The sequence below is a fragment of the Thioalkalivibrio sulfidiphilus genome (genome assembly GCF_000377945.1).
Taxonomy (GTDB): domain Bacteria; phylum Pseudomonadota; class Gammaproteobacteria; order Ectothiorhodospirales; family Ectothiorhodospiraceae; genus Thioalkalivibrio_A; species Thioalkalivibrio_A sulfidiphilus_A.
Map to the genome: position 1 here is coordinate 106,770 of NZ_KB898922.1, position 24,593 is coordinate 131,362.

Here is a 24,593-nt window from a genome sequence, read left to right on the forward strand (position 1 = left end):
TATCGGGCCTACGTTGGGTTGGAGCTCACATTGGGTTAGATCCAGAAACAGCCGTGCAACAGGCGGTTCGTACCGTATATAAGCCGTTTTCTTGTAAAACCGTGCCGAATTTATGCAACTGTCGGGTTTATTCAATCGTTAAGATCTTTCTTCGCGTCTTTGCACCTTCGCGAGAGATCAAGGTTTGGGGTTCAATCTTATTCGCGCCTCTGGGAGAAAACAGGACTTCAGGTGTCATTGTCACCCGGAACGAGGTACCAGGGGCCTGCCAGAAGATCCTGCAACTCCAGGCCTGCTCCAGGAGGGGTGAACAGCATAAGCGGATTCATTTCGCCCCGGGGTTTGAAACCGATCCGTTCGACAGTCCCGATGATGTCAGCACTCGCCGCCATGGCCAGCGAGACCGCATCCATGCCTGCCTTGTGTTGTGCGAGGGTGAAGCGCAGCAGCAGTTCGTCCAGGCTGAGGTGCTGGCCATCATGGGCAAAATCCGCGATGTGCGCACGCTTGTCGCAGTTGGAAAAGATCACGTAACCATCCAGCCTGCCAGCATCGGCACTCTTGACCATGAAGGCCTGGCGTCTGTCGGAAGGGCAGCGCCGGTAGCGCCAGTCGAGGAAGTCGGCGCTCTTCTCGCCAATCAGGCTGTAACCGGATGCGATGCGGCTCCAGAGGTCATCGAAAGTCTCGTCGAAGTGATCCGTGACGACGCTGATCCTGTGTCTGGCGAACGCTGATTTAAGCAGGGCGGGGCGCAGTCGCAGCCCGGTGTCCAGCAGCAGGGCGACGGGACGGCGCAACCAGGCCTGGGGGATGCGCTTGCGCAAATAGTAGTCGGTACGCAGCGGCATCACCCATTCCGCCATGGCGCCAACGCGCTTGTAGCCCACCCGCTGCATGATTGGCGCAGACTTGTTGTTCGGGAAACCGTAGACGAGCTGCACCTGTGCGGCGGCGGCGCAATCAAGCGCTGCCCGCTGCAGCTGCACGGCAGGGCCCAGGGAGCGATGCTTGCGATCGACCATCAGGTCACCGGCGATGGCGCCCGAGAGTGCCTGAGTCCGGCTGCAGAGTCGTCTCGGGAACAGCCCGGTGGATCCGACCTCATGACCGGCAGCGTCGTGGAGCAAGCACAGCAGAGACTCACCTGCGATGTTGTCCTGGTAGAGCCAGCGATAGCGCTCGCGGGAGAACGGGCCGAATACCTCGGTCCATAGGGCGGCGATCTTGTCGGCGGACTGTGTAGGGTCTGCCCGGGTGACCTGGTAGGACATCAGTCTGTCATTGGGAGCGCAGGTTTATGTCGCGTGGAATCATTGTCTCTCGGCCGTTCTCGCGTCCATGTGTCCCAGAAAAAACCGGGCGGTGTAGGTCGGACTTCAGCCCGACAAACGATGCTCGACCGAAACCACTGCCGTCGGGCTGAAGCCCGACCCTCGAACGAGCTGTGTCCTGATGACACCGGAAACTACCACATTCCTGTGGCCTTCGCCTGCGCCTCGTGGATGACCCTCACGCCTTGTACCGTTGCGGATGCAGCCACCGCAAGGGTCGCCTGCGCATCGCAGCCTACGGGCAGCACCTGCCAGTCTTCTATGAGCAACTCCGGGATTTCGCTACTCAGCAGGGCGTTATCTCCGGTCTCACCGAGATCCACGCTGAAGCCTTCCAACGGCATGGACAGTCCCTTACCGACCGCCTTGATCAGCGCCTCCTTGCGGGTCCAGCCCCGGTAGAAAGCGGCAAGCCGTGCCGCCGGATGCAGGGTGGACAGTTGACGTTGTTCCGCCGGGGAGAATACCAGAGCGGCGAGGCTTTCCAGGTCCTCCAGGGGGCGGATCATCTCGATGTCCACACCGACCTCCCCCTCGGTGCTCAGGGCAATGACCAGGCGGTCTTCCGAATGGGAAATGTTGAAGGCCGGCCCGCCGCGACAGAAAGGCTTGCCGTGGACGGTGATCTCCACGGGCACCTGTTCCGGCGCCTCGCCACGTAATTGCCCCAACACGGTCCGGAGCCAGGCGCGGGAGAGCGCGGCGCGCCGGCGCAGCAGCGGCAGACCCAGGCGGGCGATGCGCTCTCGTTCAAGGTCTGACAGCAGCGCATCCATGGGCCGCTCTCCGGTCCAGGGGATGTCGAGCCGGAAGTGCAGGATATCGATGACGCCAGCCGTCAGGGTTGTCATGGTGTCTGTCGTATTGAAAACCAAAACATAAACCCTGTTCTCTCGCAGAGGCGCAGAGGCGCAGAGGCGCGGGGGAATTCAAACCCGCAAAACCATTACTCTCGCGAAGGCGCGAAGCCCGTAGGATGGGTGAAGCGCAGCGCACCCATCAAACCCCGCCCGCAGCATGGGCACGCGATGCTTTGCCCATCCTACTGAACTTCTGAAAAAAGCCAAATGCATGTTCTCTCACGGGGGCACGGAGCCACGGGGAAGGCTTCTTGAACGTATCGCCTTTTCTCCGTGCCTCTGTGGCTCCGTGAGAGGATGGGTTTTTTTCAGCGTAGCCCGTAGGATGGGTGAAGCGCAGCGCACCCATCAAAAAACCCTGAAGCCGGTTCCATGGCGGGAGCTACCAGATACAGGCCAGATCTCATGTAATATGCGCTGTTTGCATTGAACTGCGGCGCTTGCCCGGAGACAAAAACAACAAAAAGGATCAGCATGAATCATGGCCGAGACACCACATGAGATGTCAGGATTGCCCTCCCTGTCCCAGGAAGGCCTCTGGGGCCTCTGCAAGCTGGAGGACACCGGCACGGCCTACAACCGGGGCACCGCGCTGCGTCTGCAGGGGACTCTTCAGGTCGACCGGCTGGAACAGGCGCTCACCGATCTGCTCGCCCGCCACGAGACCCTGCGCTCCCGCTACCCGGGAGAAGAGGGCGTGCCCACGGCACGCATCGCGGCCCCCGGGAAGGTCACTCTGCCGGTGGAGGACGTCTCTGCATCCGAGCGCCCGCTGGATGCCGCCGTGGCCCGTGCCGCCGAGGTGGTCGACCAGCCCTATGACCTGGAGACGGGGCCGCTATTCAGGGCCCGCTTGTACCGGTTGGGCGTGGATGATCACCTGTTGCTGCTGGCCAACCACGAGATCATCGCCGACGGCCTCGCCTGGAACACCGTGCTGGTGGATCTGGCCGCCCTCTACACTGCCCAGGTCACCGCCAGCCCCGCAGCTCTCGAACCGCCCCGGCAAGGCTTCTTTGCACTGGCGCAACGCCAGCGCCAGTCCCTGGCCGAAGACAGGGAGACCCTGGAGGAAGGCTTCGTATACTGGAAGGAGCAGCTGCAGGGTGCCCCGGTGCTCGAGTTCCCTGCCACCCAGCCCCGCCCTGCGGTACTCGGTCATCGGGGCGACGCGGTGGTGTTCGACATCGATGCGGATCTGAAGTCCCGGCTCGATGCCATCGGCCGGGAACAGGCGGCCACGCCGTTCATGGTGTGCCTCGCCCTGTACCAGCTGTTCCTCGCCCGCTATGCCCGCCAGCGCGACCTGGTGGTAGGCATCGCCGAGGCCGGCCGCGCCGATCCGGACACCCAGGGGGTGGTGGGCTTCTTCCTCAACGCCCTGGCGGTGCGTGTGCAGGTGGAGGAAGGCGCGAGCTTCCGGGACCTGCTGGAACAGGTGTTCGAGAAACTGCTGGGTGGCCTGGAATACGCCGCCATCCCCTTCGAGCAGGTGGTGGCCCAGCTGGACATCCGGCGGGATCCCAGCCGAACCCCGGTCTTCCAGACCATGTTCACCTACAAGGACAGTCCCGAGGCGCTGCGCTTCGCCGACCTGGTGGTGAGCGAGGTGCAGCTGCCCCGCCACGGCGCCATGTTCGACCTGGCCCTGTACCTGACCGAGCGCGGCGGTAGCCTGCGCGCAGAACTGGAATACAACACGGACCTGTTCGACCGCCCCTTCATGGAGGCCTGCGCCGCGCAGTTCCGGGATCTCATGGTCCGGGTGGCGGCAGACCCGGACGCCCCGGTCCTGGCGCTGCCTTGGCTGGATGAAGCGCAGGTGCACGAACTCATCCAGTCCCGCGCCGGAGTCAGCGATGCCGACCTGCCCGCCGGCAGTTTCCTGGCCTGGGTGGCGGACCAGGTGCAGGCGAACCCCGGGCGCACCGCCGTCAGCGACGACGATGGCCATGCATGGACCTATGCCGAACTCTGGGACTACGCCGGCCGAGTCGCCGCCGGCCTGCAGGCCCAGGGCGTGGCGCGCGGTGCCCTGGTGGGCGTGAACCTGGAGCGCGGCGCACCCATGCTGGGGGTGGTGCTGGGCATCCTGCGCCACGGCGCCGCCTACCTGCCCCTGGACCCGGATTTCCCCCCGGAGCGCCTCGCCTACATGGTGCAGGACAGCGGTGCCGTGGCGGTGGTCACCGACGATCCGGGCGCTGACTTTGGCACGCTGCCGGTGCTCGACCCCGAGGGCCTCGCCGACTCCGCCGAGCCCACACCCGAGACCCCGCTGCCCGGGGGCGACGATCTCGCCTACGTCATCTACACCTCCGGCTCCACCGGCCGGCCCAAGGGCGTGGCCATCAGCCACGGCAACCTGCGCAACTTCCTGGGCAGCCTGCGTGAGGAACTGGGCATCACCGCCGACGACACGCTGCTGGCCGTGACCACCCTGTCTTTCGATATCGCCGGCCTGGAACTGTTTCTCCCCCTGTGCGCCGGGGCGCAGGTGGTGATCCCCGCCGCGGACGTGACCGGCGACGGCATGGCCCTGGCCGAACGTCTGGCGGACAGCGGCGCCACCCTCATGCAGGCCACCCCCGCCACCTGGCGCATGCTGCTGGATGCCGGCTGGGACGGACGCCTCAAGCAGATCCTGTGCGGCGGCGAGGCCCTGCCCGAACGCCTGGCGGAGGCCCTACTGAGCCACAGCGATGCCCTGATCAACCTCTACGGCCCCACCGAGACCACCATCTGGTCCACCCTGGAGCGGGTCACGACCGAGGGGCCCATCCGGGTGGGCCGGCCCATCGCCAACACCCGGGTCTACGTCCTGGACGAACACGGCAACCCGGTCCCCGACGGCGTGCCCGGAGAGATCTGGATCGCCGGCGCCGGCGTGGCCCGGGGTTACCTCAACCGTCCCGAACTCACCGACGAGCGTTTCCGCCCCGACCCGTTCGTGCCCGGCGAGCGCATGTACCGCACCGGCGACCTGGGCCGCTGGTGGTCGGACGGGCGCCTGGAGCACCTGGGGCGGGTGGACTTCCAGCTCAAGGTGCACGGCTACCGCATCGAGGCCGGCGAGATCGAGACCGCCCTGGAGGGGCTGGAGGAGGTGCGCCAGGCGGTGGTCATGGCCCGGGGCGAGGACGAGGACAGACGCCTGGTGGCCTACCTGGTGTTTGAGCCGGGCCGCGAATTGCTGGCCGGCGAGATGCGCCGCCGCCTGCGTGAATCCCTGCCCGACTACATGGTGCCGGGCCTGTTGGTGCCGCTGGAGGCGATGCCGCTCACGCCCAACGGCAAGGTGGACCGCAAGGCCCTGCCGGATCCCCTGGAGGCCGCGGTTCGCAAGCCGGAGTACGAGCCCCCCGAGGGCAACGCCGAGCAGGCCATCGCCGGGGTCTGGCAGGAACTGCTGGGGGTTGAGCAGGTGGGTCGTCACGACAACTTCTTCGAGCTGGGTGGCCACTCCCTGTTGGCCATGCGCGTCCTGGCCGCCCTGGCCAAGCGTCTGCCGGGCATGGGCCTGCAACCCCGGGACATGTACTACATGTCCGTGGCGCAGCTGGCCGCTATGGCGGGGCAAGACTGAACATGCACCCCATACCGCACACCAGCCCTGTAGGTCGGATCAGCTTGATGGGTGCGCTGCGCTTCACCCATCTACGGTGCAGGGAAAACAAAACCAAAGATTCCGTAGGATGGGCAAAGCAACGCGTGCCCATGCCGACTGGGCTTGATGGGTGCGCTGCGCTTCACCCATCCTACCGGGGCACTGACAGCCGTGCCGGTCAGCGCTGACCATACATCCTATCCCGCACACCCGCCCTGTAGGCCGGAGAATCAGTGCGCGCACTACATAAATCATCCGGGCTAGAACCATGATCCCCATCCACTTCGGCAGCCGTGACCGCCTGATGCTGGGCATCTATTCCCCCGCCGCCGTGCCCCGCAAGCGCCGGGGCGTGCTGTTCCTCAACCCCTGGGGCATCGAGGCCATGCGCGCGCACCGCTCCATCAAGCAGCTTTCCGACATCCTTGTGCGCGCCGGCCACGACAGCTTCCGCTTCGACTACTACGGCACCGGGGACTCCTTCGGCGACGATCGGGACGTCACCCTGTCCGGTTGCGTGGACGACGCCGAGTGGGCCCTGGACGAGCTGCTGGGCGCCGCCTCCGTGGCCAAGGTGACCGTGGTGGGTCTGCGCCTGGGCGGCCTAGTGGCCGGGCAGCTGGCGGCGCGCCGCGCCCGGGAGATCGACCAGGTGGTGTTCTGGGACGCGCCGCCCACGGGGCGTGCCTACCTGGAGGAACTGAGCGCCCGCGCCTCGATACCGGTCGAGGACTTCCGGCAACAGAGCGGCTACGAGATCAGCCCCACCTTTCGGGATGAACTCCTGAGCGCGAGCCTGGACGGTCTGCCCGGCACCCGGGCCAAGGTCCTGGTGGCCAGTTCCGCCGCAAGCGTCGATCCGGCACCCCTCGGCCTCAAGGCCAAGTCGGTGGATGCGCTGGCGGTGGAATCCCTGAACTGCTGGGAGGAGGAGCGGGACTTCGGTGCCGGCGCTGTGCCGGTGGAACTCTGCAAGGGGATCGCCGCATGGGTGGCGTGAGCGAACGGGGCGTGGTGTTCGGCCGGGAGAACAACCTGCTGGGCATCTTCAGCGAGCCGGCCGGCGGCGCCAGCCGTCCCCTGTCCGTGGTATTGCTCAACGCCGGCATCATCCACCGGGTGGGCGCCAGCCGGTTCATCGTGGAAATGGCCCGGGCCCTGGCCGAGGCCGGCTTCCGCACCCTGCGCTTCGATCTCTCCGGCATTGGCGACAGTGCCCTGCCGCGCCGCCAGGGGACCCTGGCAGAGATCGTACGCCAGGACATCGACGACGCCATCACCCTGGCCGGCGAGGGCCTCTCCGGTGACGTGGTCCTGGTGGGCCTGTGTTCCGGCGCCGACAACGCCTTCCACATCGCGCCGGACGACCCGAGAGTACGCGGCCTGGTGCTCATCGACCCCATGGTGCACGAGACGCCCGGCTTTCGGCGAAGAAAGCGCATGGAGCGTCTCACCAGTGCCCGCTCCTGGTTCAACATCTTCTCCGGCCGCTCCCTGTGGCTGCGCATCAAGGAGCGCGTCGGCCCCGAGAAACACGTGCTGCCCCCCGACCACTACGGCCTGCTCACCGATGCCCCCGATGAGATGCGTCGCAAGGCCGCGATCCTGGAGCAGCGGGGCGTGCCCATGCTGCACGTCATCACCGGCGGCGCCCACGGCTACTGCAAATACCCGGGCCAGGTGGCCGAGTCCCTGGGCCTTGCGATGAACTCCCCCGTACTCAACATCCACTGGCGCCCCCAGGCCAACCACCTGCTCAGCGACCGCAGTGACCGGCAATGGCTCAACGACACGGTCAAGGCCTGGCTTGGGGAGTTCGCGGACTGAAAAGGCTTTGTTCTCTCGCGGAGGCGCGGAGACGCTGGGAAAGGCAACGGCATGTTCCTCTCACGGAGGCACGGGGTCACGGGGACAACCAGAAAGGCTTCGCAGGGCGGATAAGCGAAGCGTATCCGCCGGAGCCTTCGAGGCTATGCCGGATGTGGCTGCGCCTTATCCGGCCTACGAATTTTGTAGGATGGGCAAAGCATCGCGTGCCCATGCTGGCAGAGTTTGATGGGTGCGCTACGCTTCACCCATCCTACGGGCTGAGAAAGGCAAAGGCTTGGTCTCTCGCAAAGCCGCGAAGACGCGAAGAAGTTCATGATATAAAGAGTTTTTCTTGGCGTTTTCGCGCCTTCGCGAGAGTCATAATCTTTTTGGGTTTGCCTTCCTCCGCGCCCCTGCGCCTCTGCGAGTGAACCGGTTTGCGCTTTTTGCGGCGAGCACGGCCCGCCCTATGGCGTTTTCCTCCGTGACTCTGTGGCTCCGTGAGAGGATCAGGTCTTTGACTTTTCCCCTGCCCCCGTCAGAGAACATGGTTCATCCGTTTTCCCAGTGTCACCATGCCCCTGTGAGAGGACCGCGCTATCATATACAGTGAGTGGAATTACGGGTGACCCCCATGAAACGCATCGACCGTGACACCGAGCAAGCCGTCCGTCGCTTCCTGGCCCTGATCGCCGATCGATATGACACGGCAGGGGCCATTGTCTATGGCAGCCGGGCACGTGGAACCCACAAGCCAGACAGCGATGCGGATGTGGCCGTGCTCTTGCGCGGTGAACATAAGCGTTTCCTCACGGCCAAGCTGGACATGGCCGACGTCGCCTTCGACGTTCTGCTCGAAACCGGCATCCTCATCTCGCCGCTGCCGGTCTGGCTCGACGAATGGGAGCATCCTGAGCAGTACTCGAACCCTGACCTGCTGCGCAATATTGACCGCGAGGGAGTGCGGCTTTGAGCGACCAGAAATTGACGCCCGATGCATTGATGGCGAAGGCCGACACAGCATGCTCATCTGCCCGCGCATTGCTCGAACTGGGAGATGTGGATGGCGCGTGCAATCGCGCCTACTACGCCATGTTCGACGCCGCTCGTGCCGCATTGTTGGCGTCGGGTGCGCCGGTCGGGTCAGATATAGGCCGCACTCATAGCGGCTTGATCGCGGCCTTTGGCCGCTACTTGGTCAAGAATGGCCCAATATCAAAAGAGGTGGGTCGTCTCTTGAACCGGGCGCACGAAATGCGGCTGGTTGCCGACTACAAAGGGAATTCCGTAGGCCCGGGAGATGCCCGGGAGATGGTAGAGCAGGCTGCATCCTTCGTCGAAGCCATGCGGGCTGGGTTCATGCCGAACTCCCGGTAATCACTTCAAAACCTTAAGGCCCTCTCGCGAAGCCTCAAAGTCGCCAACAACTCATAGGGCGGGCCATGCCCGCCGCACCGCAAAGGCATGATCTTCTCGCAGAGGCGCGGAGACGCCGGGAAAGGCAAAGGCCTGGTCTCTCGCAAAGCTGCCAAGGCGCGAATAACTTCATGATATAGAAGGTTCTCTTGGCGCCTTCGCGCCTTCGCGAGAGTAATGGTTTGGGGATTCGACTTCCCCCGCGTCCCTGCGCCTCAGCGAGATAATCGGTTTGCGCTTTTTGCGGCGGGCACGGCCCGCCCTATGGCATTGTCCTCCGTGACCCTGTGGCTCCGTGAGAGGACAAAGCCTTTGACTTCCCCGCCGCCCCCAGGAACAGACTTCCAACATGCTGAGCCGACTACTCGACCCCCTGTTCATCTGCCTCATCCTCCTGCTCCTCGGCCTGGCGGGCATGAGCCTGACCGGCGCGCGCAGGGCAGGGCGTTTCTGGCTGGGCATCACCTGGGCCGGGTTCATCCTGCTGTGGCTGGCCGCCTCACCGTGGTTCTCCAATTCACTGGGCCGGGCACTGCAACCCTCGCCGACTGATCTGGACACGGCCCTGGCCGGCAGCCACACGGACCAACGTGCGCTGGCGATCCTGGCCCAGACCCTCAAGAACTGGTACCCGTTCGTGCCCATGGTGGAACGTCTCGACGACGCCACCCGCTCCCGCCTGCTGGGTGGTGCGCGCATCTATCACGACCATGGCGGCTTCGGCCTGGTGATCGTCACCGGTCCGGGGGAGGAATACGTGCAGGCCATGGCCGACTACCTGGTGATGCTGGGCCTGCCCCGGGAGCGCATCGTGCTGGAACCCCAGGCGGTGGACACCCTGACCAACGCCAGCCACAGCGCAGCGATCCTGCGGGGCAGGGATATCGGCCCCGTGGTGCTGGTCACCAGCGCCCTGCACATACCAAGGGCGGTGAAGGCCTTCGAGGCTGCAGGTGTGGATGTAATCCCTGCGCCGGTGGATTACCAGACCGGCCAGGGTTTCCAGCTCATCCCCTCCACGGAAACCCTGCAAAGAACCGCCCGCATCACCCACGAACTGCTGGGTCGCCTGAAATCAGATTGATTGAATGGCAAAAAGCGATCCTCTCACGGGGCCACAGAGCCACGGGGAAGGCTTTTTGATCAAAACGCTTTTCTCCGTGCCTCTGCGCCTCAGCGAGAGAATCGGACTTGGTCTTTCCGACGACCACGACCCGGCACACCCCCAACCCCCCTCCTCTCACGGAGCCACGGAGCCACAGAGAAAAGCGTTTCAACTAAAAAGGCCCTCCCCGTGGCCTCGTGGCTCCGTGAGAGGATCATGCTCATGACGTTCCCCGCCCCCGCGAGAGAACCAGTAAATAACGGGATCCGGGAACCAACACGAATTGCGCCACCCGTGCTGGCGCAATTCCGGATTTCGCGCCATAATTGCGCCACAGGATTCTATGAATCGCGCCACGAAACCCTATGCCCACGCCGCAAGACCTGTTCGAAAGTATCCAAGCCAGCCCTGAAGGGCTATCGGTTGCCGCCATACTGCTCCGCCATCCGGGGCTTGCGCGTCGGACCGCCCAACGTTGGCTCAAAGAACTGGTGGCGGAAGGCCGGATCAGGCCCTTGGGCGCAGGGCGGGCGCGACGCTATATCGCTGCGGCCAAGCCCTTGGCGCCCTCCGTCACCGGCGATGACGTCTTTCCCCAGCACATCCCGCTTTCAGCCGATAGCCGAGACATCCTCGCCTATGTCCACCAGCCGCTGACGGCACGCAAGCCGGTGGGTTACCAGCGCGACTTTCTGAGCGCCTATGAGCCCAACCAGACCTGGTATCTGCCGCAGCCGCTGCGGCGCCAATTGCGCAAGATGGGCGATACCGGCCAATCGCTCCTTCCGGCCGGGACGTACGGCCGCGCCATCCTGAACCGCCTGCTGATCGATCTGTCCTGGGCGTCCAGCCACCTGGAAGGCAACACCTACACCCGACTCGACACCCGGGAGCTGATCGAGCACGGCCGCGCCGCGCAGGGCAAAGCCGCGCTCGAAACGCAGATGATCCTGAATCACAAAGCGGCCATCGAGTTCCTGGTCGACAACGCCGAATCGCTCGGATTCAACCGTTTCACGCTGCTCAACCTGCACAGTGCCCTTTCGGAAAACCTCCTGCCCAACCCCGCCGACGAGGGGCGCCTGCGACAACATGGCGTGGAGATCGGCAAGAGCGTCTATCATCCATTGGCCGTGCCGGCCCAGATCGAGGAAATGCTCGATCTCCTGTTGCACAAGGCAAACAGCATCAAGGACCCGTTCGAGCAATCCTTTTTCGTGTTGGTCCATGTGCCTTACCTGCAGCCCTTCGCTGACGTCAACAAACGGACCTCGCGGCTGGCCGCGAACCTGCCGCTGATACGCGCCAATCTGTGTCCGCTGACCTTTCTCGACGTGCCGGAACAGGCATACTCCAGTGCCGTGCTCGGGGTCTACGAGATGACCAGGATTGAGCTGTTGCGCGATCTATATGTCTGGGCCTACGAGCGCTCGACCCAGGAGTACCTGGCCATCAAACAGGATCTCGCCGAGCCGGATCCACTGCGTCTGGCATGGCGTGAGGTAATCAAGCAATCCGTGCGCGAGGTTGTGCGGCAGCCCAGGCGCGCACCGCTGGAGGTCATCGCTGAATGCCTGTCTCGACATGAGCTTGGCGCCGACAGGGACAATGTCGAAGCGCTGGTGATTGAGGAACTGCGACGGTTGCATGAGGGCGTGTTGGCTCGCTACGGACTACGTCCGTCCGAGTTCAGCGAATGGCAGTCACGCCAGAGGCTCACCTGAGTTCATCGACCGCGGAGAGGCCCCGGAGGGAATGGCAGGTCTCGCGTTCAGAGGGGCTGAGAAACGTGAAAGCCCGATCTCTCGCAAAGCCGCCAAGACGCGAAGAAGTTCTTGATATAAAAGGGTTTTCCTGGCGTCTTCGCGCCTTCGCGAGAGTCATAATCTTTTGGGGTTTGCTTTCCCCGCGTCCCAGCGCCTCCGCGAGAGAAAATGCCTTTTAGTCCCAGCTTGGGACTTATCGACTGATACAGGTGCATGGAGTACAGTCATTATCCCGCATATCTACACCACCATTTGTACGAGGGCGTCGAGATGCCGCAGTAGAAGGGTGGTGAGATATGCTGGTTTAACCCGAGCATCAACGGAGTTCTACCCGTGAAGCCTTCTATCGCCTACCTGCAGCACCGCGAGGCCATCCGGCAGATCGTCGAGCGCCATCACGCTAAGAACCCCCGGGTCTTCGGTTCCGTTTTGCGTGATGAGGACACCGATCAGAGCGATCTCGACCTCCTCGTGGATACCACGGAAGAGACCTCTCTATTCGATATCGGTGCCATCCGTGCCGAACTCACGGAACTCCTCGGTGTGGAGGTTGACGTGCTGACCCCGGGTGCGTTGCCGGACAGGTGGAGGGGTGAAGTGCTCAAAGAGGCACGAGAGATATGAGCAAGCGTGATGCGCTTGCGCTGAGAGACGAGACTATCTGGAGCATATCCAGCAAGCCATCGGCCGAATCCAGCGATATCTTGCTGATGTAGACTTCGGGTCTTTTCTGGAAAATGAAGAAAAACAGGATGCGGTCATTCGAAACCTGGAAATCATCGGGGAAGCCGCTGGCAACATCCAAAAACACTTCCCGGAGTTTTCCACCAAACACCCGGACTTTCCCCTGAAGGCTGCCTACGGTACACGTAACGTGCTGACTCACGGCTATTTTAAAGTCGATCTGAGCGTAGTCTGGAAGACAGCTGAGCGGGACCTCCCTCAATTGTCAGTGCAGGTCGACAATGTCCTGAGAACACTCGCGCAGAAGTAGCCTTGCCGGACTTTTGAGAGCATCTCTTGCATCAGCGCCAACAGCCATAGGGCGGGCCATGCCCGCCGCACCGCAAAAGCATGTTCTCTCGCAGTTTTGTAGTTTTGTAGGATGGGCAAAGCACCGCGTGCCCATGCCGGCGGGGTTTAATGGGTGCGCTGCGCTTCACCCATCCTACGGGCTGAGAAAGTCAAAGGCCTGATCTCTCGCAAAGCCGCCAAGACGCGAAGAAGATCATGACGTAGAAAGCTTTTCTTGGCGTCTTCGCGCCTTCGCGAGAGTCATAATTTTTTTGGGTTCGCCTTCCTCCGCGCCCCCGCGTCTCCGCGAGAGAACAAGGTTTTGATTTTCCCCGCGCCCCTGCGCCTCCGCGAGAGAACCGATTTGCGCTTTTGCGGCGGGCACGGCCCGCCCTATATCGTCTTTCCACCGTGGCCCTGTGGCTCCGTGAGAGGATCAGGTCTTTGGGTGTGTGGCGGGCACGGCCCGCTCTATGGGTCTGCAAAGTGGATGATGTTTTTTCCCCGCGCCTCTGCGCCTCCGCGAGAGAACATCATTTATGTTTTGGTCGTCTTAGCGCCTCCGCGAGAGGACCGCTTTTTTCTTCAGGCCCGACCATCCAGCCGCCCGGCCAGCTGCCGGATGGTCGGATAACGGAAGATATCGGTGATGGCCACCTTGCGGCCCAGGGCCTTGCGCAGTTCACCCTGGAGCTTCACGGCAAGGATGGAATGGCCGCCCACCTCGAAGAAGTTGTCCTCCGGACCGATGTCGGCGCGGCCCAGCAGGCGCTGCCAGATCTCCCGAACGGTTGTCTCCATCTCGCCCGAGGACGAATCCTCCTGCGCGCCGGCCGAAGTAGCGGCGAGCGTTTCGGCTGAGGCCTTCGGCTCGTCCCCGGGGCCAGGCGTCGAGGCGGTGTCCCGGGACACGAACGGATCCGGCAGGGCTTTGCGGTCCACCTTGCCGTTGGGGGTCTGGGGCAGGCTGTCCAGCATCACGAACACCCCGGGGACCATGAAATCCGGCAGGTTCTCGCGCAGGTAGGCCTGCATGGCCGACGGGTCGATGGCCGCGCCCGTCTCGCGGACCACATAGGCCACCATCTGTTTGCTGCCCACGCTGTCGTCCCGGGCCACCAGCACGGCGTCCTGCACACCCTCCATGGCGCGCAATACCGTCTCGATCTCGCCCAGTTCGACCCGGTGGCCGCGCACCTTGAACTGGAAATCCCGCCGGCCCACGTAGTGCAGCGCGCCGTCCACCAGGCGCACCAGGTCGCCGGTGGCGTACATCCGCTCGGGCCCGCGGCCGGGCACCACTTCCCGTTCCACGAACCTGCGTGCATTGAGTTCAGGGCGCTGGTGATAACCCCGCGCCAGGCCGTCTCCGGCGATGAACAGTTCCCCGGTGCGTCCCGGCGGCACGGGGCGGCCCTGACCGTCCAGCACATGGCAGCGGGTGTTGACGATGGGGGTGCCGATGGTGATCCGGCTGGCGTCCCTGGGGATATCGGCGGTGGTGGACCAGATGGTGGTCTCCGTGGGGCCGTACATGTTGGTCAGCCGCGCCCCGGCAGGGAGCCGCTGTTGCAGGTTCAGGGCGAGATCCTGTGGCAGGGCCTCGCCGCCGACCAAGAACTGCCGGAGCGAGGAGAAATCCGCCGGGTCCTCGCTCGAAAGCAGCAGCATGCGCGCCTGGGACGGAGTGCACTGCAGGTGGCTGGGCCGGTAGGTGCGCAGGTCCGTGACGAGACCGTATGTCTCGCCACCGTTCGTTGCGAGGGCGTCGAGATGCTGCTGTGACGGGGCGTGCTCCACCTCCCCGTTAATGCGCGTGGCCAGTCGCTGGATATAGGGCAGGTGGGCGAGCACGGTGTCCGTGTCCACGCCGAAATCGATCAGGCAGGCGATCTCGTTGACACCGGCCTCCAGCAAATGATCCACCAGCGCCGCGCACTTGTCCTCGGCGCCCAGCAGGCTGCCGGTCTCGAAGAAGCGCTCGAAGGCAAACTCGTAGAGCTCGTTGCGGGTCTCCTCGTCCATGCGCGCGATGTCGTCCGGACTCACCTGGGCCCCGCTGCCCCGGCGGTAGGCGGTCCAGGTGTCCGCATACTGCCCCACCAGGCTGGCCGAGCTGGCCAGATAGGCCTTCATGGGTTCGCGCACCAGCGCCTTCACAGCCTCCTCGTCCTCTCCGAGGAAGGTGTGCAGCATCAGGGTCACGTGCCCCGCGTCGAAGCCGCTTTCCCGCCGCGCCTGCCGGTAGATGGCGATGTTGTTGCGCACCTGTTCCACGCTCTGGCCCAGCATGTGGGTCAGCAGGTTGGCGCCGACGCGGCCCGCCTGGGCGAAGGTCTCCGGGTTGCCGGCGGCGGTGATCCAGATGGGCAGTTCCGGGGAACGGGGGCGGGGATAGGTGCGCAAAGCCACCTCGTCGCCCACGCCGTTGCGCCGGGTGATCGCCTCGCCGCGCCACAGTGCCCGCAGGGTTTCGATGCCCTCATACATGCCTTCCTTGCGCCGGGCATAGTTCTCCGGGGCCAGGGCGAAATCGTTGGGCTGCCAGCCGGAGGCCATGGCCAGCCCGATGCGGCCGCCGCCCGAGAGCTGGTCCACCAGCGCCCATTCCTCTGCCACCCGCAGCGGGTCATGCAGGGGCAGCACCACGCTGCCGGCGCGGATCGCCACCCGTTTCGTGGTGGCCGCGATGGCGGCGCCGATCACCGAGGGGTTGGGATAGGGTGCGCCGAAGTCATGGAAATGCCGCTCCGGCGACCAGACGGCCTCAAAGCCCGCCGCATCGGCGAAACGCGCCGCTTCCAGGATCAGACGATAGGGATTGTCGCTGACGGTGTCCGTCCCGTGGGCGAAGTGGAACAGGCTGAAGCCCGCCCGGGGCGCGGCATCCCGGATCGGTCGCGCCCCGTGCAGCACCACCTCGAAGCCCCGGGTGAGCGTCCAGAGCAATTCCAGGATGGAGATATCGAAGGACAGGCTGGTGACCGCCAGCCACCGCCCGCCGTCATTGGGCGGGATCACCCGATCCATGCCGGCGAAGAAGTTCACCGCGCTGCGATGCTCGATCATCACCCCGTTAGGCACGCCGGTGGAGCCCGAGGTGTAGATGACGTACATCAGGTCATGGGGTTTCGGCGCGACGGGATCGAGACCCTGGCCCTCGGCAGCGGCGAGGGCAGTCACATCCATCAACCGGGCCTCGGTGCCGTCGAACAGGTGACGGTAGCGGTCCTGGGTGATGATGAAGCGCGCGCCCATGTCGCTGACATAGTGGCGCAGCCGGTCGGCCGGATAACCCGGATCCAGGGGCAGGTAGGCGGCGCCGGCGCGCAGCACCGCCAGTACCGAGGCCACCAGCTCGAAAGACCGGTCCAGGGCGATGCCGACCACCGCGCCGGGGCCGATCCCCTGTTCGGCCAGGCCCCTTGCCAGCCGGGCGGAGAGCTGGCCCAGTTCCCGGTAGGTCATGGCGCGCCCGTTGGCCAGCAGCGCGGTGCGCTCCGGGTGCCGGGCGATGCAGGCCTCGAAGGCGGTGGTGACGTCCACGAAGGGCACCTCCACTGCCGTGGCATTGAAGTGCTCCAAGGCCTGGAAGTCCGTCTCGGTGAGGAGCGTGAGCGCATCGAGGGGGGATTCCGGTCGGCTCGCCAGTTGCAGCATCAGTTGCCGCACGTGGTCCAGGGCGCGCCGGGCCTGCTCAGGCGTCAGGGCGTCGTGGCGGTGGCAGAGCCTGAGCTGGATGTGTCCATCCCCAGTCCCATCGCCGTAACCATACAGGGTCACCGCGAAGGGGGGCTGCTCAAGGAGGGCGAAACGGATATCGCGCAAGCCGGGCCGCAGTCGATGCACGGCAGCCTGCAGGCCCTCCCGGTCGTAGACCACCTGGGTGTCGAAGGGCGGGGAGGGCAGGCCGGGAACGGCCTTCTGGATCTCGGTCAGCGGCAAGCGCTCGTGGGGTCGCACCTCCCGATGGAACCGGGCAACCGCCTCCAGCAGACCCCGCCCGGTCAGACCGCCCAGCCGAACTCTCAACGGGACGTTGTTGATGAACACCCCGAGCATGGCCTCCGTATCGGCCACCGGGCTGCCCTTGCGCCCGGCGCGCACCACACCGAAGCAGACATCCTCATGATCCGTATACCGGGCCAGCAACAGGGCCCAGGCGGCCTCGATCAGCACTGCCAGCGAAACACCCAAGCCCTCGCAGGCCTGGCGCAGTCGCGCGGATTCCTTGCTCGCGAGGACCAGCTCGGCGTTCCCCCAGCGGTGAGCCGCCTGGGGCACCTGAACCAGGGTGGTGGTGCCGCTCAAGCCCTCCAGCCGGTCACGCCAGAACGCCCGGGAGCCTTCCTGATCCTGTGCCCCCAGCCAGTCCAGAAACGGACGTCGATCCGGCCGGGCGGTGATCTCCGGTGTGCGCCCAGCCTGCAAGCCCTCATAGGTATCGAACACCTCGGTCAGCACGCCCGGGAAACACCGCCCGTCCAGCAGGATATGGTGAAAGCTCCAGACCACACGCATACCCGCACCCAGCGGCCCGTGGGCAAGGCGCATGGGCACCTCCCGCACCAGGTCGAAACCGGCCGCACGATCCTCCGCGAGCCAGGCCTCCCAGCCTGATCCAGAAACCCGGTCAGCCACGTCCACCACAGGTATTCGGAAATCGCGGACAGCGATCAGCGACGGATTGGCCGTATCCTCATGCAGCCGCAGCTTAAGGGAGGCGTTGGCGGAGACCACCTGTTGCCAGGCCTGAGTGAACAGCGGCACATCGAGGGGGGAAGGGAAGTCGATCAGGATCTGTTCCAGATCGGCACCGCTGCGCGCAGAGGCCAGGTGGTTGAAAACCATGCCCTGCTGGATGGGGGTCAGAGGGTAGCGCAGGTCATCCATCTCACGTAGGCTCCATGTGCACCGGGCCATGATGCAGCAAAACGGAGCACAGCAACATCATGGAGTATGCCGGCGGAGCAGAATGCCGGGTTAGATGCTTATCATCTCACGGAGACACAGAGGCACGGGTAAACAGTGCAAGCCTTATCATGAAGCTGCCCCGTGACCCCATGCCCTGACTAGAACCGGATTATGGGTTAGCGACCGAGCCGAAAAAAGCCTAACCCGTGTAGGAGCGGCGACCCCGCCGCGAACAGCCAAAGGCCGATCTACCCGCCTTCGGTCACCTTTCGCGCCCGACGCTTCATGCCTTGCTGAACAAGGTTTCCAACCGCCGCCCCCTGTTCATTCCACCAAAAGGTGTACATCATGGTCACGAACGCCAGGTGGAGCTGCAGATAGGGGTAATAGGCGACGGTCAATAAGAGCCCGGCTATCAGACCCGGTAGGGAGAGGTTCATGGAGACAAAGGACTCTCGTAGAGCAGCAGAGGCATTGCCGAGTCAGCGAGCACTATCAGGCAGGAACCTATGATGAGTACAGAGTCAGGCTACCCACCGGTATCTACAGATAAATATTCTCGTCGGTGATCGATCCCCATCAATATTTCGGAGAAAGCTCCCGAGGCAAATATTCTGCCAGAGATCTGAAGCAACACATTTAATTGTAAATAAGGCCACTTAAATGCTTCGAACGTACAAGCAACTTTACAGCATACTCGATGCGCGCGAGAGATTTCTGGCGATGCTCGTTTTTATTCTAATGTTTCTTGTTGCGGTGTTTGAGATGGTTGGCGTCGCATCAATCATGCCCTTTATGGCGGTGCTTACTAATCCTGATGTCATTGAATCAAATAAATACCTTTCCGCTGTTTATGAGTTTCTTGAATTCGAATCTACCGACGCGTTTTTGTTGTTTCTGGGGGCGGTATTTCTTGTTTTGATCGTAAGTTCCCTGATTCTCGGCGCTATTTCATTCTGGGCGCAGGCACGCTTTACCCAATTACGAAATCATGCTTGGGCTTGTCGGCTATTGGAGCGGTATCTCAACCAGCCATATGATTGGTTTCTGAATCGTCATAGTGGTGAATTGGGCGCGTCTGTCCTCCATGAAATGAACAAGATAGTTTATGGTGTGCTCTGGCCTGCGATCCACATGGTTGCTCGTGGTCTGGTTGCGATCTCACTACTGCTTTTGATGGTTGTAGTGGATCCACTACTAGCGGTCTCAGTAGCGTTTGTCCTTGGTGCATCCTATGCGGGCATTTATTTGATGGTCCGTCGCTATCTACATAATATCGGCCATGAGCGTTTCGAGTCGAATGAGCAAAGATTCAAAGTGGTTCAAGAGGCGCTGGGGGGAATCAAGGATGTGAAAGTTTCAGGTCTAGAGAGCGTGTTTCTGGAGCGTTTCAGAGAGCCGTCTCTGAAGATGGCGCGCCATGAAGTTGCAGCAAAGATCGTTGCTGAATTCCCGTCATTTGTGATGCAGGCGCTGGTTTTCGGTGGTGTAATGGTGGTACTGATTTACCTTTTGGCCTCACGAGGTGGGTTTCAGGAGGCATTGCCTATATTCACACTCTATATACTTGCTGGTTATCGCATGCTGCCAGCTTTGCAGCAGATGTACAGAGAGATTTCGAGCATGAGGTTCCATGCGGCTGTGCTTGAAACTATGATTGGTGATTTACGCCTTGATGCGATCAAAGATAAAGTATCAGGCTTAGCTGATTCGCAGGACAATATATCAAGTAAACTCGGCCTGGATAAGGCTTTGAAAGTTGCGAATGTGACTTATAGTTACCCGGGTTCGAAAAGGCTGGCACTAGATAATGTTAGTTTAATGGTTCCTGCGTATTCGAGGATCGGTCTCGTTGGACCTACCGGCTCAGGAAAGACTACTCTGGTCGATATACTGCTAGGCCTTCTTGCGCCATCGTCCGGTGAGTTAACAGTAGATGGTCATGTGCTTACTCCGGGGAACATAAGAGCATGGCAGCGCAACATCGGCTATGTGTCCCAACACATATATCTCGCTGATGACACGATTGCTGGAAACATAGCATTTGGTGTTCCTAGGGAGGAAGTCGATGTGGCTGCGCTTGAGCAGGCGGCAAGGGTTGCCAACATTCATGATTTTATAATCAAAGAATTGCCCGAGGGTTATGATACGCTTGTGGGTGAGCGTGGTGTTCGACTGTCTGGTGGTCAGAAGCAGAGGATTGGTATAGCTAGAGCCATTTATCGCAACCCTGATATTCTCATTCTTGATGAAGCAACGAGTGCCTTGGATAACATCACAGAGCAAGCGGTAATGGATGCTGTGAATAATCTAGGCCGTCGCAAAACAGTGGTCATGATTGCTCATCGTCTCAGCACAGTCAGAGAGTGTGATCAAATAATTTTTCTGGATCACGGCAAGATTGTGGACAGTGGCACTTATGATGAACTTTTGAGCGTAAATCCGAGATTTCGTCAGATGGCTCTGAGCGCAAAATAATGTTGCCTTGTTGTGAGTATCTGTCCTATCACTAATTCATTGGATTAGTGTACTTGCTTGGTCATTGCTTGATGGATTTTTCTGGCGACGTCATGGGTTTTATGTTTTTTGTTGTATGGCATGAGTGAAGTGAGTCTTTGATGCGCAAGCGTGTACGAGATTCGATCAATGTCAATGATGATCTGACTGATGTCTATCGTCTTAGGATTGGCGCAATCTGGCAGCGTCTAAAAGCCGAACCACTCTATTTCTGGTTCTTCTGTGGTTATATCTTTTTTGAGTACGTACGTCCTCAATCGATTTATCCCGCAATCTCAATTATCCCCTGGATGCCGATATTGCTGCTCGGTGCATTATTTTTATTCATTGTCGATGGTCGTGCAAGTAAGAGCCTTTCTGGGCCGCTCACTTTTCCTGTTTTGGGTTTCTTCATCGTAGCCTTTCTATCTATTCCGTTTGCGTATGACCCAAGCGTTTCTATTGAGCAAGTAGACGTATTAATTAATTGGGTTCTTGTTTATTTGCTTTTTATTTGGATTGTGGATTCCAGATTCCGTTTTTTTGTCATATTTTTGATTCTATTGCTGGCGTCATTCAAAATGGCTCAGCATGGATTCAGGGTTGGATTGAGCAGAGGATTTGCATTCGAGAGGTGGGGGGTTGGCGGGCCGCCTGGATGGTTTCAGAACGCTGCGGACCTTGGTGTCCAGATGATAATTTACACTGCTTGGTCGATCGCGTTCTATTTTGGTCTCAAGAATTCCTGGAATAGTAAAATCCTCAAATGGATTGGGCTCTTCTTTATCGTATCAGGCTTCGGTGCGGCGCTGGCCACTGGTCAGCGTAACACTGTGTTGGCATTTGTTGCGATGGCAATCGCATTAGTTATTTTTTCGAAGAGGCGCATTCTCAATCTGTTTCTTATTTTGCTTGTGACTTTGGGTGCATACTCATTGTCATCGCAAGAGTTTAGGGATCGTTTTGTGAATGCGGGTGAGTCTGATACAGCCCAATCTAGGCTTCATTTTTGGCGACAAGGAATCTCATTCTACGCAGACAACCCAGTTATTGGTGTGGGTTACAATAACTGGATTGTCTACTATGCAGCATATGGGGTTGATGATGACATTCATGGCGGGAATGTGATGGTCGCGCATAGCGCCCCGATTACGGTTGCTGCTGAGTTGGGTTCGCTCGGATTATTTTTTTATCACCTTGTCATCCTTGTTACCATTCTTGTAAATATACGAACAGCCCGATTATTTGCTGGTCTGGATCCGCCCTTTTGGCGCCTTGTTGCCTTATCTTTAAGTTACGGGCTAATTGGTTATGTTGTAGCCAGTGCGTTTCTGAGTGTTTCTTATTATCCCTTTCTTTGGGTTCATGCCGCATTATCGGCTTCTCTATATAGAATCGCGGTTTATTGTAAGGAATCACTAAGACCCGGTCATGGGATGTCCAAATTGGCGTCTAACACAAGAGCAACTACACCTCTTTATCGAAAACCGTCTAAATAGATAAGGTCTGTGCTAGTAAAAACGATACGCCTGAAAGATTTCGATGACAAATATATGAGCGCCGAATTTAAGAAGAACATCCTATTTGTTTTGCCTGGGCCGCCGTTTCCGGTGCGAGACTCAGGCATATCTATGCGTTATGGTCCTGTAGTCGAACATTTTTCACAGACATGTCATGTTGATCTTGTGCAAATTGTGCATAAATGGTCTGAACCCATGTCCGACCGGTATGCTGGTTACTTTCATGATTACGCTACTATTGATCGCAGAGATTGGCGTAGATCATTCTTAAAGAAAGTCTATGGTCATTTGCGTCCGGCTTTGTATCCCAGGCCTCCCCGATGTATTTATGATCCTGATGCTAGAATTGTTGCTGAAAAACTGCGAAATATTATAAACGGTAAGCGCTATTCTGTATGTGTCTATGCAACGATAGACTGTTTTGATGGCTGTGTTAATGTTCTCCGTGAACATTGCGATAGAGTGGTTCTCGATGCGATTGATGGGGCGTACTCACACATCTCTAAAATAATAGGCGACAGTTACTTGGGCATGCGCAGCAAAAAATTGGTTCGTGATTGGGAGGTAAGGTTGGCGAGACTGGCTGATGCAGTGACCTACATCTCGGCATCCGATGCCGCAAGCTTATATGAGGCAGGTGGTCATAATGCTAATGTAAATCTACGAATCATTCCAAATGGCCTCTACGATAAAGACTTCGAGTCCCATGTCGCAAAGATAGATGGTATTAATCCATCTGTGCCGGTGATTGGCTATCTTGGTAATATGGGGTACACACCAAATATTATCGCGCTCGAGTATTTGCAGGAACTACTACCACTGGTTAAGGCTGAGGTGCCGAATGTAAAGCTACTTGTGATCGGCAAGGATCCATCCGGTGTCATCAGGGAGAAGTTTTCTGGAGAAGATGTTTATGTTACGGGCTATGTTGATTCTATATGGCCATATGTGAACCGCGTTAATCTATTCGTTTTTCCTCTTAAAGTTGGCGGTGGGCAGCAAAACAAAGTCCTTGATGTCATGTTGGCACGCAAGCCAATTGTGCTAACGTCTGTTGCAAATTCTGGCATTGGCGCGACCACAGAGTGTCATTTATTGCAGAGAGACACTGATGTTGAGATTGTCAGTGCAATTATTGCGTTGCTCAAAGACGCTGATCGAGCAAGAGATCTTGGTGAATCTGGTCATCAATTTGTTTTGCATAAATATGGATGGCCAGTGATTTTCAATGAGCTTGAGAAAGTATATTTTGGGTAAGGTTTTTCTCTTGATGTGGTCAAGTGTTAATTGGTCTCCAGTTTATTCTCTAGTTATCGCAATTGATTAAGAAAAGATCTGGTTTGAGATTTAGGGAACCTCTGATCAAGTCCCGCTGGATGGGATAATCACTAAACCATCCTCTCGGAGCAACAGTGCGCACCATTCAAAAGTTGGGCTTGAACGATTCGGGCTTTGTGAAACACCCCAAGAAGACCCGCAAGGCGCAGTTTCTGGCCGAGATGAACCAGGTGGTGCCCTGGTCCCGGGTGGTGGGCTTGATAGAGCCCTACTACCCCAAGCCCGGCAATGGACGCCGTCCGATCGGGCATGGAGACCATGCTGCACATCCACTTTATCCAGCGGTGGTTCGCCTACTCGGATCCGGCAGGCCTGGGAGACATCGGCAAGCTCCGCAGTCAGATTCAGCAGACCAACCTTGTGTATAATGATGCGCTCGTTACTATGAAGCATGAGGGTTTCCTCTTATGGTTTTGACGGTTTGGTTCGCACCCCCATCAAAAGCGGTCACCCTCACTTTTTTCAAGCCATGTGTCAGATCAAGTCTGAAGTACTGCAGATCACTTAATCAGACATTCCTTAACTAGTCATGCCCCATTAATTTATCACGCCCGAACAAACGGCAAATAAGTGCTGTTGTCTCCGGGTGGAAGAATCTTCGTTCCCCCGGATTCGCTCCCATCTGTAGTTGAGAAAGTTTGCAAGCATGCTTCCCACGGTGCGAACCGGTGATCGGATGCTCCAGCGGAAGAGACCGATTTTGAAAAGCAGATTGTCTTCTACGCAGTAACCGACCTCTACATTGTGAAAGTATTTTTCGAGCAATTCTTTCAGCTCGTTACGTCGATAATGGCGTTTGTGGTCCGGGTAAGGATCGGGTATTTCGTCCCCATTAGGGGTCGTCATTATGAAACTCCCTTTGTCCTTAAGGATTTTTCTCACGTTCTTAACAAATAAGTCATCTTCAGATACATGTTCTAAGACCTCAATCGCGACAACAATGTCAATGCTGCCAGGCTCAATGATAGTCTTTGTCATGTCGTCGATGACATATTTTTCTATGTTGCTGCGCCTACTTAAAACGGTTTTTATGATGGAATCGGTTGCTCCCAAATCAAGGGTGTTTTGGGTCTCGGTTTCCCGGGGGATGTCGGTGATAAGAATGCGTCCCTTAACGCCAATTGTGTAGTTGGATCGGCGACCTCCGACATCAAGAATGAGAGGTGTAGGCCCAGACTTCTGAGAATACTTTCTCAGTAGTCTGTAGACTCGTTGGTATAAGGGGTGTTCGAAATACCTAAGAATGCGATATGCATATTCGAATTTTGTCATTACACTTGGTGCTCCATATAGATTATATTTCATCACTAGTGTCCGGTTAAGAATCGAACAGATTCAATTGGTTACGAGACTCAGGGTCATCGCAGCTGTAGTTTGCATCCAAGAATGCCGCATTTAACGGCATTTTCTCGAA

17 protein-coding genes and 1 pseudogene are annotated in these 24,593 nt (G+C 59.5%); 13 read left to right on the forward strand and 5 right to left on the reverse strand.

What is annotated here, in order from left to right; translation table 11 throughout:
• Positions 1 to 227 precede the first annotated feature (227 nt).
• Positions 228 to 1,274, reverse strand: a complete 1,047-nt coding sequence (locus D580_RS0101400) for a GNAT family N-acetyltransferase (protein ID WP_018952652.1) — start codon at positions 1,272 to 1,274, stop codon at positions 228 to 230.
• Positions 1,275 to 1,468: 194 nt separating this feature from the next.
• Complete coding sequence (locus tag D580_RS15790; RefSeq protein WP_018952653.1) at positions 1,469 to 2,185, reverse strand: 4'-phosphopantetheinyl transferase family protein; 717 nt, start codon at positions 2,183 to 2,185, stop codon at positions 1,469 to 1,471.
• A gap of 511 nt (positions 2,186 to 2,696) precedes the next feature.
• Between D580_RS15790 and D580_RS15025 the strand changes: the two genes are divergently transcribed.
• The 9 genes from D580_RS15025 (at position 2,697) to D580_RS15965 (ending at position 12,891) form a co-directional block, all read left to right on the forward strand.
• Complete coding sequence (locus D580_RS15025) at positions 2,697 to 5,780, forward strand: non-ribosomal peptide synthetase (RefSeq protein ID WP_231363472.1); 3,084 nt, start codon at positions 2,697 to 2,699, stop codon at positions 5,778 to 5,780.
• A gap of 289 nt (positions 5,781 to 6,069) precedes the next feature.
• A complete protein-coding gene (locus D580_RS15795; RefSeq protein WP_018952655.1) occupies positions 6,070 to 6,801 on the forward strand; it encodes an alpha/beta fold hydrolase in 732 nt (243 codons plus the stop codon).
• A complete protein-coding gene (locus D580_RS15800) occupies positions 6,789 to 7,628 on the forward strand; it encodes an alpha/beta fold hydrolase (RefSeq protein WP_018952656.1) in 840 nt (279 codons plus the stop codon). The genes D580_RS15795 and D580_RS15800 overlap by 13 nt, the downstream gene beginning before the upstream one ends.
• A 616-nt stretch (positions 7,629 to 8,244) precedes the next feature.
• Positions 8,245 to 8,583: a nucleotidyltransferase domain-containing protein gene (locus D580_RS0101425; RefSeq protein ID WP_018952657.1), complete on the forward strand. Its 339-nt coding sequence runs from the start codon at positions 8,245 to 8,247 to the stop codon at positions 8,581 to 8,583.
• A complete protein-coding gene (locus D580_RS0101430) occupies positions 8,580 to 8,987 on the forward strand; it encodes a HEPN domain-containing protein (protein ID WP_018952658.1) in 408 nt (135 codons plus the stop codon). The genes D580_RS0101425 and D580_RS0101430 overlap by 4 nt, the downstream gene beginning before the upstream one ends.
• A 388-nt stretch (positions 8,988 to 9,375) precedes the next feature.
• Positions 9,376 to 10,110 carry a YdcF family protein gene (locus D580_RS0101435; RefSeq protein WP_018952659.1) on the forward strand — a complete coding sequence of 245 codons (735 nt, stop codon included), beginning with the start codon at positions 9,376 to 9,378 and terminating at the stop codon, positions 10,108 to 10,110.
• A 386-nt stretch (positions 10,111 to 10,496) separates the two neighbouring features.
• Positions 10,497 to 11,855, forward strand: coding sequence for a Fic family protein (locus D580_RS0101440; RefSeq protein WP_026289596.1), 1,359 nt, complete (start codon positions 10,497 to 10,499; stop codon positions 11,853 to 11,855).
• A gap of 375 nt (positions 11,856 to 12,230) precedes the next feature.
• Complete coding sequence (locus D580_RS0101445) at positions 12,231 to 12,521, forward strand: nucleotidyltransferase family protein (protein ID WP_018952661.1); 291 nt, start codon at positions 12,231 to 12,233, stop codon at positions 12,519 to 12,521.
• A gap of 106 nt (positions 12,522 to 12,627) precedes the next feature.
• On the forward strand, positions 12,628 to 12,891 hold the full coding sequence (locus D580_RS15965; RefSeq protein WP_231363474.1) for a DUF86 domain-containing protein: 264 nt from the start codon (positions 12,628 to 12,630) through the stop codon (positions 12,889 to 12,891).
• 605 nt (positions 12,892 to 13,496) lie between these two features.
• Here D580_RS15965 and D580_RS15040 read toward each other — a convergent pair.
• Both D580_RS15040 and D580_RS0101460 read right to left on the reverse strand, forming a co-directional pair.
• Positions 13,497 to 17,804, reverse strand: coding sequence for a MupA/Atu3671 family FMN-dependent luciferase-like monooxygenase (locus D580_RS15040; protein WP_018952663.1), 4,308 nt, complete (start codon positions 17,802 to 17,804; stop codon positions 13,497 to 13,499).
• Positions 17,805 to 18,073: 269 nt separating this feature from the next.
• On the reverse strand, positions 18,074 to 18,265 hold the full coding sequence (locus tag D580_RS0101460; RefSeq protein ID WP_018952664.1) for a hypothetical protein: 192 nt from the start codon (positions 18,263 to 18,265) through the stop codon (positions 18,074 to 18,076).
• A 223-nt stretch (positions 18,266 to 18,488) separates the two neighbouring features.
• Between D580_RS0101460 and D580_RS0101465 the strand changes: the two genes are divergently transcribed.
• The 4 genes and pseudogenes from D580_RS0101465 to D580_RS15980 all read left to right on the forward strand — a co-directional run.
• Positions 18,489 to 20,303 (forward strand): ABC transporter ATP-binding protein, encoded by a 1,815-nt coding sequence (locus tag D580_RS0101465; protein WP_018952665.1) that lies wholly within the window; start codon positions 18,489 to 18,491, stop codon positions 20,301 to 20,303.
• A 140-nt stretch (positions 20,304 to 20,443) separates the two neighbouring features.
• On the forward strand, positions 20,444 to 21,820 hold the full coding sequence (locus D580_RS15970; RefSeq protein ID WP_081617213.1) for an O-antigen ligase family protein: 1,377 nt from the start codon (positions 20,444 to 20,446) through the stop codon (positions 21,818 to 21,820).
• A gap of 54 nt (positions 21,821 to 21,874) precedes the next feature.
• The gene (locus D580_RS15975) at positions 21,875 to 23,098 is read left to right on the forward strand and encodes a glycosyltransferase family 4 protein (RefSeq protein ID WP_081617214.1); all 1,224 of its coding nucleotides are present in this window, start codon (positions 21,875 to 21,877) and stop codon (positions 23,096 to 23,098) included.
• A 164-nt stretch (positions 23,099 to 23,262) separates the two neighbouring features.
• Positions 23,263 to 23,488 (forward strand): annotated as a pseudogene (locus D580_RS15980) (IS5/IS1182 family transposase); the annotation flags it as partial.
• A 228-nt stretch (positions 23,489 to 23,716) separates the two neighbouring features.
• On the opposite strand, the gene D580_RS0101475 reads toward D580_RS15980, so the two are convergent.
• On the reverse strand, positions 23,717 to 24,451 hold the full coding sequence (locus D580_RS0101475; RefSeq protein WP_018952667.1) for a methyltransferase domain-containing protein: 735 nt from the start codon (positions 24,449 to 24,451) through the stop codon (positions 23,717 to 23,719).
• Between the last annotated feature and the right edge of the window lie 142 nt (positions 24,452 to 24,593).